The 10134-nt window shown below is 72.2% G+C and carries 9 protein-coding genes; 7 read left to right on the top strand and 2 right to left on the bottom strand.

Annotated elements, in window-relative coordinates:
• Positions 1 to 23: 23 nt before the first annotated feature.
• Positions 24 to 1802, bottom strand: a complete 1779-nt coding sequence (locus IE198_RS10610; RefSeq protein ID WP_189885145.1) for an ABC transporter ATP-binding protein — start codon at positions 1800 to 1802, stop codon at positions 24 to 26.
• 62 nt (positions 1803 to 1864) lie between these two features.
• Positions 1865 to 3562, bottom strand: a complete 1698-nt coding sequence (locus IE198_RS10605; RefSeq protein ID WP_229833830.1) for an ABC transporter ATP-binding protein — start codon at positions 3560 to 3562, stop codon at positions 1865 to 1867.
• A gap of 222 nt (positions 3563 to 3784) precedes the next feature.
• Here IE198_RS10605 and IE198_RS10600 point away from each other — a divergent pair, with 222 nt between their 5' ends.
• The 7 genes from IE198_RS10600 to IE198_RS10570 all read left to right on the top strand — a co-directional run bounded on the left by IE198_RS10600 (position 3785) and on the right by IE198_RS10570 (position 10026).
• A complete protein-coding gene (locus IE198_RS10600; RefSeq protein WP_373299820.1) occupies positions 3785 to 4852 on the top strand; it encodes a FecCD family ABC transporter permease in 1068 nt (355 codons plus the stop codon).
• Between the two features lie 26 nt (positions 4853 to 4878).
• Positions 4879 to 5955: a FecCD family ABC transporter permease gene (locus IE198_RS10595; RefSeq protein ID WP_189885142.1), complete on the top strand. Its 1077-nt coding sequence runs from the start codon at positions 4879 to 4881 to the stop codon at positions 5953 to 5955.
• Positions 5952 to 6866, top strand: a complete 915-nt coding sequence (locus tag IE198_RS10590) for an ABC transporter ATP-binding protein (protein ID WP_189885141.1) — start codon at positions 5952 to 5954, stop codon at positions 6864 to 6866. The genes IE198_RS10595 and IE198_RS10590 overlap by 4 nt, the downstream gene beginning before the upstream one ends.
• A gap of 18 nt (positions 6867 to 6884) precedes the next feature.
• On the top strand, positions 6885 to 8465 hold the full coding sequence (locus IE198_RS10585) for an amidohydrolase (protein ID WP_189885140.1): 1581 nt from the start codon (positions 6885 to 6887) through the stop codon (positions 8463 to 8465).
• Positions 8462 to 8689: a hypothetical protein gene (locus IE198_RS10580; protein ID WP_189885138.1), complete on the top strand. Its 228-nt coding sequence runs from the start codon at positions 8462 to 8464 to the stop codon at positions 8687 to 8689. Before IE198_RS10585 ends, IE198_RS10580 begins: the two co-directional genes overlap by 4 nt.
• Positions 8680 to 9396, top strand: a complete 717-nt coding sequence (locus IE198_RS36330; RefSeq protein ID WP_229833828.1) for a 4'-phosphopantetheinyl transferase family protein — start codon at positions 8680 to 8682, stop codon at positions 9394 to 9396. Before IE198_RS10580 ends, IE198_RS36330 begins: the two co-directional genes overlap by 10 nt.
• Positions 9397 to 9486: 90 nt before the next feature.
• Complete coding sequence (locus IE198_RS10570) at positions 9487 to 10026, top strand: GNAT family N-acetyltransferase (protein ID WP_373299819.1); 540 nt, start codon at positions 9487 to 9489, stop codon at positions 10024 to 10026.
• Positions 10027 to 10134 lie beyond the last annotated feature (108 nt).

The raw sequence follows: 10134 nt of genomic DNA, 5'->3' as shown, positions 1-10134 counted from the left end.
CGGGAGTCGCTGCAGGCGCGTGATCACGTGTCGTTCCGGCTGGCCGACCAGGCCGCCCACAGCGCCGCGTACCGCCCGCCCGCCGCGACGAGTTCGTCGTGTGTGCCGGTCTCGACCACACGGCCCCGGTCGAGGACCACGACCCGGTCCGCCGTGGCGGCCTGAGGGAGCCGGTGGGCTACCAGGAGGCCGGTGCGGCCCCGCAGCGCTCGGAGCGCGGCGGTCTCCAGGACGCGGGCGCCCGCGCTGCCGGCGTCCGCGGTGGCCTCGTCGAGGATGGCGATGGGCGGGTCGGCGAGCACGAGCCGTGCGAGGGCGAGGTGCTGGGTCTGGGTGACGGTCAGCCGGTGACCGCCTTCACCCACGACCGTGCCAAGGCCGTCGGGCAGACTCTCCACCCACTCCAGCGCCCCCACCGTCTCCAGCGCCGAGCGCAGCTCCTCGTCCGTGGCGCCCGGCCTCGCGAGCCGCAGGTCCTCCGCGAGCGGCCCGGCGAACACATGGACCTCCTGGCTGATGAGGGTCACAGCGCGTCGTACGCCCGCCCGGCCGAGCTCGCGTGCGTCGACGCCGCCCAGCCACACCGATCCGCTCGCAGGCAGGTGGATGCCCGCGACGAGCTTGGCGAGAGTCGTCTTTCCCGCGCCGCTCGCCCCGACCAGGGCCACGCGCTCCCCACAGCGGACCTCCAGATCCACGTCGGACAGCACCAGGTGGCCGTCGACGTAGGCATGGCTCAGGGCCGACACCTTGACCGATCCGTCCACGGGTGTGGGGGCGTCGCTCGCCGGCTCGGTCTCCACGGGGAGTTCCGACACGCCCACCAGCCTGGCCAGGCTGGCGCCTGCCGACTGGGCGTCGTCGATGAGGAACAGCGCCGCGTTGATCGGGTTGAAGAGGCCGTGGAAGTAGAGCGCCGCCGCGGTCGCCGTACCGATGTTGACGGCTCCTCGGTCGACCAGGAAGAAGCCCGTGCCGAGGACGGCCGCCAGGCCGATGAACTCGGCGGCGTTCAGCCGGGAGAAGAACCCGGACACGAGGCGGATGCCGCTCAGAGCCAGGTCCACGGCGCTCTGGGAGCGCTGCTCCAGGAGCTTCCCGTGGCGCTCTCCCAGGCGGAAGGCCCGCACCGTACGCACGCCCCCGATGCTGTCCAGGAGCTGGTGCTGGAGGGCACCGGTCGCCACCCGGTGCGCGGAGTAGACCCGGGTGGCCCGCGGGATGTACCAGCGGACGGTCAGGATGTGGACGGGAACGGCCAGAAGGACGGCGCACAGGAAACGCCAGTCCAGGACGGCCAGTCCGGCCAGCGTGAGGATGATGGTGAGCAGCGCTCCCGCGAACTCGGGCAAAGCCTGCCGTACTGCCTTCCCGATGATGGTCACGTCGCCCGTCACCCGTGACGTCAGGTCCCCCGACCCTGCCTGCTCGACCCGCTCGAGCGGTAGCCGGAGGGCACGTGCGACGAACCGCTCCCGCAGGCTCGCGAGAACCGTTTCACCCAGGCGTGCGACCAGTGCGCTGCCGATCGCGGTGGCGATGCCGCGCGCCACGGCCACGACGACGAGGAGCACCATCGGCACCACGAGCGCGTCGGGCCCGCGCCGCTCCACCACCAGGTCCACGATCCGGCCGAGCAGAGGGGCGGTCAGCAGACCGACGGCCGTTCCGACGACGAGAACCGCGACCGCTGACAGTGCGAGCAGCCGGTGGGGTCGCAGCAGCCCGCGCAGTGCGGCGAGGGTCTGCGCTGCGGAGGCGGTGGGCAGCAGCGCCCGCTGGTCCGCGGTGCTTTCGCTCATGGGAGTTCCTTCTGCGGGGGCGCCGTCGGTGAGCGGTGCGGTCGTCATGGCCGTCTCCGTGGTCACGCGAGCACCACCGCCCGGTACGCCTCGTCGGAGACGATCAGGTCCGGGTGCCTGCCGTCCGCCGCCACCGCGCCGTCGCCGAGTACCAGGACGCGGTCCGTCTCGGCCAGCAGGGCGGGGCTCGTCGTGACGATCAAAGTGGTGCGGCCCTGCCGGAGTTCGCGCAGGCGGACGGCGATCAGTGATTCGGTGACCGTGTCGACGGCGGTCGTCGGATCGTGCACGACGAGGACGGGAGGGTCGGCGGCGAGTGCCCGCGCGAGCGCGACCCGCTGACGCTGTCCACCCGACAGAGAGCGACCGCGCTCGGCGAGCACGGTGTCGGCCCCCTCGGGGAGGTTGCGGGCGACGTCGTCCGCCGTCGAGGCGTTCAACGCGCGGGCCAGGTGTTCGTCCGTGTGCTCAAGTCCCGCCCGTACGTTGTCGAGGAGGCTGCTCTCGAACAGCGCGGCGTCGTGGTGCGCGACGAGTACGGCACGACGCGCCGTGCCGGGGTCGAGTTCGCTGAGCGGTACGCCGTCGAGCTCGACGGCCCCCTGCGCCGGGTCGACTTCACGGCCCAGACACAGCAGGAGGTCGTGCGCGGCGGCGGGGTCCTTGCTGACCACGCCGACGAGGCTGCCGGGTGCGATGTCGGCATCGCACCCCCGCAGGGCCCCGTGGGTGAGGCCAACAAGGCGCAGGCCGCCGGGGAGCGGTTCGGGGAGCCGGCCCCTCCCGTTCTCGACGGCGGGCGGTGAGGCGAGGACTTCGGCGATGCGGTCCGCCGAAGCCCGGCCCAGGGCGAACTCGCCGTTGACGTACGTGAGCATCTGGAACGGTCCCAGGAGGTACTGCGCCAGGCCGACCGCGGCCACGAACTCACCGACACTGATGGAGCCGCGGATCGCCAGGTGCGCGCCCACGAGCCCGATCACGGCGATGAAGATGCCGGTCAGCGCGAGGATCGCCCCGTCGTGCCAGGCCCTGCTGCGGGCCGCGCGGAGAGCGGCGTGGAGTGATTCACCGCTGGTGTGCCGGTAGCGGCTCTCCGCCGCGGCCTCGGCCCCGATGCCCTTCAGTACACGCAAGCCTGAGACGAGGTCGGCGGCGACCCCGGAGGCCTGGGCGGCCCGCTCCTGCTCGACCTCGCTGCGCCGCTCCAGCGGCCGGCTGATCAGGTGCCCCAGCCACAGCAGGGGCGGCACACCCAGCAGGATCAGCAGGCCGAGCGGCACCGAAATGCGCAGCAGTGCCACGGCGCTGATGGCGAGCCCGGCGAGCGCCGCCACCGCGTACGAGAGGGCCGCGGCGACCGCGCCCGCGCGGGCGGCGTCACCGGTGGCGACCGCGGTCAGCGCACCGGGCAGCCTGCCCCGGTCGGCTCCGCCCCGCGGGTCGAGCACCCGTGCGCCGAGATCGAGCCGGAGCCGGTGGGCGGCGTGCTCACCGGCACCGTCCGTGACCCGGGCGGCGATGCGGTAGCAGGTGGAGAGCACGAGGAAGAGGACACCGAGGACCAGCAGCCACCGCAGCAGTGCGGAGGCGGAGCCGGTCGCGACCGCCTCGTCGATGACCAGCCCGATGACGACCGGAACAAGGGCCTCACAGCCCTGGTGCGTCATGCCGAGAAGGGATGCCGCGGCGACACGGCGGCGTTGGCCTCTGAGTGTTCTCCGGAGGACATGGGCCCCCGTCAGCCCTCCATCGGGCATGCGGTACCTCCGCGACGAGTTGAGATGGTTAGGTAAGGCTACTCTAATGAGCGGGTCCTCCTCCGTGCCCGTACGGCGGTCCGGGAACCGGGGGACGGGTCTCCGTGAGCGCGTTGACCTGCTGCTGACGTTCGGTTAGCCTCACCTAAGTAGCGGGCTGTCGTCCGTGCCTTCACATCGTTCGCATCACACGTCGTGCCGCCAGGGGCCAGGGGGTTGTCTTTGTCGGTCGGAACCCAGGCGGCAACGGGAACCAAGGACCCGGCTCCGGCCGTGTCCGGACCACGCCGCACAGCGTCCGCTCTCCGGAGCATCGGCCTCCTGGTCACCCTCGGGGCCCTGGTCCTCGTCGGACTCCTCAGCATCTGGCTCGGCACCCGGGGGATCCCCTTCACCGCGACGTGGAGCCTGCTCTGGTCCCCGGACGGCTCCGAGACGTCCGTCATCATCCACGAGTACCGGATACCCCGCACCCTCCTCGGGCTCCTCGTCGGGATCGCGCTCGGCCTCTCCGGCGCCCTGATGCAGTCACTGACACGCAATCCGCTCGCCGACCCGGGGCTCCTGGGCGTCAGCCTCGGCGCCTCCAGCGGCGTCGTCGTCGCCATCGCCTTCTTCGGCGTCGGAACGGCCCTCGGCTACGTCTGGTTCGCCTTCGCCGGCGCGGCCGCCGCCTCCGTCCTCGTGTACGTCCTCGGCTCGTCCGGCCGCAAAGTCGCCACGCCCGACCGGCTCGTCGTCGCGGGAGCGGCGGTGACCGCCGTCCTGTACGCCTTCAACTCGGCGGTACTGCTCCTCGACCCGCGCGCCTTCGACCAGTTCCGGTTCTGGACGGTCGGCGCGCTCGCGGGCCGCCGCATGGACATGGTCCTCGTCATCCTGCCCTTCGTCGTCGCGGGACTCCTCCTCGCACTCCTGCTGGCCCCCGCCCTCAACGCCCTTGCCATGGGCGACCAGATGGGCCGTGCTCTGGGCGTCAACGTCAACAGGACGCGCCTCCTCGGTGCCGTCGGCGTCATGCTGCTCTGCGGCGCCGCGACGGCGGCCGCCGGGCCGATCGGGTTCGTCGGGCTGGTCGTGCCGCATGTGGCCCGCTTCGTGGTCGGAACCGACCAACGCTGGGTCCTCGCCTACTCGATGCTGCTGGCGCCCGTCCTGCTCATGGGCGCCGACGTGCTGGGGCGTGTGCTCGGAGCGCCGGGCGAGGTCCAGGTCGGCATCGTGACCGCGTTCATCGGCGCGCCCCTGTTCATCGCGCTGTGCCGCCGTCGAAAGCTGGTCATGCTGTGAAAGCCGTACGGCAGTCGAAGCCGCCGATGACCGAACCGTGCCCGGCGGGCGCGCGGCCCCGTGTGGTCACCGGCCGTGTCCTGCGCACCCGTTCCGGGGGCATCTCCCTGCGTCTGCAGGGCCGTGCCCTCGCCGTCTCGGCGCTCCTGGCCGCCGTGGTCACGGTCGTCATGGGCGTCACGCTCACCACCGGTGACTTCGAGCTCTCCCTGGGCGAAGTGCTCGACGCCTTGGTCGGCAGCGGATCGGGAGCAGCCGACTTCATCGTCAACACCCTCCGCATGCCCCGGCTGGTGACCGCGCTGTGCGTCGGCGCGGCCCTCGCCGTCAGCGGTGCGATCCTGCAGAGCCTGACCGGCAACTCGCTCGGCAGTCCCGACATCATCGGGTTCACCAACGGCTCCGCCACCGGAGCGCTGCTCGTCATCGTCGTCCTGCACGGCAGCATGACCCAGATCGCGCTGGGCGCCCTCGTCGGCGGCCTCGCGACCGCCGCCGTTGTGTACCTGCTCATGCTGGGCGGGGGCCTCCAGGGTTTCCGCCTCGTGGTCATCGGCATCGGCGTCAGCGCGCTGCTCCTCGCCGTCAACTCCTACCTGATCACCCGGGCGAGCTGGCAGGAGGCGCTGGAGGCCCAGGCGTGGCTCCTCGGCAGCCTCGGGAACCGGCTCTGGGACCATGCCAACGCCATCGGCCTGGCCGTCGCCGTGCTGCTCCCGCTCGCCCTCCTCCTCGCCCGCCGGCTCTCCATGGTCGAGATGGGCGAGACCACTGCCATGGCACTCGGGGTGAACGTGGGCCGAACCCGCGCCGCGCTGCTGGTGGTCAGTGTCGCCCTGGCCGCGTTCGCCACCGCGGTGACCGGGCCGATCTGGTTCGTCGCGCTGGCCGCGCCCCAACTGGCGCGCAGGCTGGCCGGCACGTCCGGTCCTGCCCTGCTGTCCTCCGCCCTCATGGGCGCCGCGCTGCTCTCCCTGAGCGACCTCGTCGTGCAGCGCGTCTTCGCCCCCGCGCTCCTGCCGGTCGGCACGGCCACCGGCACCATCGGCGGGCTGTACCTCATCTGGCTGTTGGTCACCGAGTCCCGAAAGAGCCGCGCATGACTGGAACGACACAGACGACCGGGACGTCCGGAACCGACGCCGGACGTCGGGGCGGCCCCCGCCTGCGGGCGGAGGACCTGACACTCTCCTACGACCAGCGCACGGTGGCCGAGGGGCTCGGCGTCGACATCCCGGACCACTCGTTCACCGTGATCATCGGCCCCAACGCCTGCGGCAAGTCCACCCTCCTCAAGGCGCTGGCACGGATGCTGAAGCCACGCTCGGGAAAGGTCTACCTCGACGGCGCGGCCATCGCGTCGTACCGCTCCCGCGAGGTCGCCCGCAGGCTGGGACTGCTTCCGCAGTCGTCGACGGCACCCGGCGGGATCACCGTCGGCGACCTCGTGGCCCGCGGCCGATACCCCCACCAGCGGCTGCTCAAGCAGTGGTCCGCCGAGGACGAGACGGCCGTGACCGAGGCGATGCGGCAGACCGGCGTCCTGGAGCTCGCCGACCGGCCCGTCGACGACCTCTCAGGCGGCCAGCGACAGCGCGTCTGGCTGTCCATGGTGCTGGCACAGCAGACTTCCATCCTCCTCCTCGACGAACCGACCACCTACCTGGACATCGCGCACCAGGTGGAAGTGCTCGACCTGTGCGCAAAACTGCACGCCCGCAAGGGGCACACGGTCGTGGCCGTCCTCCACGACCTCAACCAGGCGTGCCGCTACGCCACCCACCTCATCGTCATGAAGCCCGGCGGTACGGTCGCGGCTGAGGGCGACCCGTCCACCGTCATGACCGCCGAACTGGTCCAGGACGTGTTCGGACTGCCGTGCCGGATCATCGACGACCCCGAGACCGGCACCCCGCTGATGATTCCGGCCGCTCCCCAGCGGCACGAGCCGGCCGGCACTCCGGCCCGCGCGGGCGCGTCGCCCGCCACCGCGATGGCCGCCGAGACCTCCTGACCCAGGGACGGACCGCCCATGCTCTGCACGAGGCTCACCAACGCACACATCATCACCATGGACCCGGACCACCCCGTCGCCCACGACCTGGGCATCTGGCGGGGACACATCGTGGGCCTGGACGGGGCTGTGACCTCACTGCCCGCCCGCGAGGTCATCGACCTCCAAGGGGCCACCGTCCTGCCCGGGTTCATCGACAGCCACGTCCACCTGGCATGGACGGGCCTCAAGGCGAGCACGCCGAGCGTCGCCCCCTGCGAGCGCGTGGAGGACGTCCTCGCGGCCGTCGAGGAGGCTGCCGCCCTCAAGCGCTCGGCCGGCGCCTGGGTGGACATCAGCGGCTACGACCAGCGGGCCCTCGGCCGCCATCTGACCGCGGCCGAGCTGGACCGGGTCAGTCACGGCCGCAAAGTGTTCCTGATGCACGACTCCGGACACGCCTGCGTCGTGAACAGCGCCGTCCTGGAGCTGCTGCCGGCGGACGTTCCGCACCAGGACGGCTTCCTCGCCGAGAGTGCGATGACCGCCGCACGGCGCCTTCGCCTGCCGTACTCACAGGCCGAACTCGGCGACGCCATCGAGCACGCCGGACGCCTCTGCCTCGCCGAAGGCGTCACCGCGTGCGCGGAGGCCGGCATCGGCGGCGGTCTCCTGGGGCACAGCCCCGTCGAGCTCGGCGCCTACCAACTGCTCCGGGACCAGGGCCGTCTGCCCCTGCGCGTGCAGCTCATGGCCGCCGGTGACACCCTGCGGCCGCTCGCCGCTCACCAGGAGGACGGCATACCACGGGGCCTGGACCTCGGGATGCGCACCGGCTTCGGCGACGACTGGCTCTCGGTCGGCGCCCTCAAGATCTACACCGACGGCGGCATGATGGCCCGCACGGCCGCGCTCACGGCGCCGTACGAGGGCATGACCCACACCGGTCAACTCCAGGACGATCCCGATGTTCTGACCGACCTCATCGTGGACGGGCACCTCGCCGGCTGGCAGCTCGCCGTCCACGCCATCGGCGACCGCGCCGCCGATCTGGCGCTGGACGCCCTGGAGCGTGCCCAGCGGCTGCGACCCCGCCCCGACGCTCGTCACCGCATCGAGCACGCCGGCCTGATCCGCCCCGACCAACTCCCGCGCTTCGCCCGACTCGACGTCAGCGCCGTCGTCCAGCCGAACTTCCTGCGCTATTTCGGCGACGACTACGCCGCCGTCATGGGGGAGGAGCGGGCGCCCTGGATGTACCGCGGGCGGGCCTTCCTCGACCACGGCGTCACGCTGGTCGGCAGCTCCGACCGCCCCGTCACGGACGGATCGCCGCTGCGCGCCGTCCAGTTCATGGTGGAACGGGCCTCCCTCTCGGGGCAGGCCATCGGACCCGAGGAGGCGATCACCGTCGACGAGGCGCTGCGTGCCTACACGGTCGCCGGGGCGTACGCCTCCCACTGGGACGACAGGGCCGGCACCCTCACCCCGGGGAAGCGCGCCGACCTCGTGGTCCTCGGGGACGACCCGCGTCGCGTCGTCACCTCGAGGATCGGTGACATCGAGATCGTGGCGACCTTCGTGGACGGACGCGAGGCGACCGAGGGGAAGAAACTGTGAGCGCGCCGGCCAACGCTCCCCAGCGGTACGCCCGTCTCCGGGCGCACCGGGCGACGGGGGCGCGCCGGGTCGTCCCGGCCACGAGCGAGGAATCCCCGCTCCTCGACCGCGGCCCCGACCTGCCTGCTCTTGTTGACGCCCTCGATCTCGACGACGTCCTGCGCAGAACGCTTGAGGCCACGGTCCAGGGGACCGACGAGTACCGCAGACGACCGTGCGGCTGACGGCGGCTCCGGCGCTCCTTGCTGCGGACCCGCTGCCCGATGCATGGGAGCCCGGCGCGGCGCAGCCCCACCTGTGGGCGGTGCGCGTAGGCGAGTACGCGCCGTACGCCTCAGCTCACGAACACCTGCTCGACCCCGATGAACGGGCGCGGTGCCGGGGCTTCGCGCGTCCTACCGACCGGGACCGCTACCGCGTCGCCCATGTGGCGCTGCGTCGGCTCCTCGGGGCCTATCTGCAACGGGATCCGGCCGCGGTGCGCTTCGTCCAGGAGCCCTGCCCCGGTTGCGGCGCGCCCCACGGCCGTCCCGCCGTGCACGGCGCACCACTGCACTTCTCGCTCTCCCACGCCGCAGACGCCGTCCTGCTCGCCTTCGCCGACGCGCCGGTCGGCGTCGACGTCGAGGAGGAACCGTCCGCCGAGGTGGCGGCAGAGATCGCGGCCATGCTGCATCCCGCCGAGCGGGCGGAGATCGCCGGCCTGCCGCTACCGGCCCGCCCGTCGGCGGTGAACCGGTGCTGGGCCCGCACGGAGGCGTATCTGAAGGGTGTCGGTATCGGCCTGGGTGAGGACCCGTCGGTGACGTACGTCGGTACGGGGCCGACACCCCGATCTCCTGGCGCCTGGACCCTGACCGACGTGGCCTGCCCGCCCGGCTACGCCGCGGCCTGCGCCGTCCGCACGAACGGGACTTGGCGACCGTCTTAGGTAAGGCTAACCTTGGCTTGACTGTTTCATCGGGGTGAACACGGCGGACCACAAGGCCGTCCCGCACGGTGGAACCGAGGAAGGAACGCCTTGATCACGGCCACGCCGCGCCCTGCCACGCTGCTGCCCCGCGCGCCCCACCCGCCTTTTCTGCCTCCTGCTCCGACCTTCTCTGTACGGTCCGCCGGGCCCCGGGACGCCGCCGGACTCGCCGCTCTCTCACGGCCGTTCGTCCGCTCCGGCGCGCTGCGCGCCCGTCCGTTTCACGTCTACGCCTGGCACGCCACCGACTTCCTGGTGGCGGAGGGGCCTGACGGCGCCCTGGAGGGCTGCCTGGCACTGCGTGTGCAGCCCGAACCGACGAGTGAGGGATGGGCGACCGGAGTCGTGTACAACTTCTGCGTCGCGCGGCACCGGCAGGGCAGCGGCCTGGGCGCACGGCTCCTGGGCGCCGCGCTGACGCAGGGGCGGTCACGGTCCCTGGACGCGCTCTTCACGGCGACGACCGGAAGCGGCCGTCTCTTCCTGCGCTACGGCTTCGCCCCGGTCGCTCCGCGCCTGGCCCCGGAGAGCTGGGCACGGTCGCTGGATCCGCGGCGCAACGCGAAGGTCCTCGCCCGCGTCCTGTGAACGTCCCGTCCGGGCCGTCACGACCGGAAGGGGCCGGCTCTCCGTCCCTTAGGTTCTAGTGGTCGTCGCAACACCCCAGTTCAAGGGGTGCGATGGACTTCGAGATCC

The sequence above is a fragment of the Streptomyces xantholiticus genome, from assembly GCF_014651015.1.
Lineage (GTDB): Bacteria > Actinomycetota > Actinomycetes > Streptomycetales > Streptomycetaceae > Streptomyces > Streptomyces xantholiticus.
Note: the sequence above shows the minus strand (reverse complement) of the source record. Positions and strands in the feature narration are given on the sequence as shown.

Excerpts from the sequence above, each read along its gene's own strand:
- IE198_RS10590 (WP_189885141.1), top strand. The coding sequence starts at position 5,952 with ATGACTGGAACGACACAGACGACCGGGACGTCCGGAACCGACGCCGGA.
- IE198_RS10610 (WP_189885145.1), bottom strand. The coding sequence starts at position 1,802 with ATGAGCGAAAGCACCGCGGACCAGCGGGCGCTGCTGCCCACCGCCTCC.
- IE198_RS10605 (WP_229833830.1), bottom strand. The coding sequence starts at position 3,562 with ATGCCCGATGGAGGGCTGACGGGGGCCCATGTCCTCCGGAGAACACTC.
- IE198_RS10595 (WP_189885142.1), top strand. The coding sequence starts at position 4,879 with ATGACCGAACCGTGCCCGGCGGGCGCGCGGCCCCGTGTGGTCACCGGC.
- IE198_RS10585 (WP_189885140.1), top strand. The coding sequence starts at position 6,885 with ATGCTCTGCACGAGGCTCACCAACGCACACATCATCACCATGGACCCG.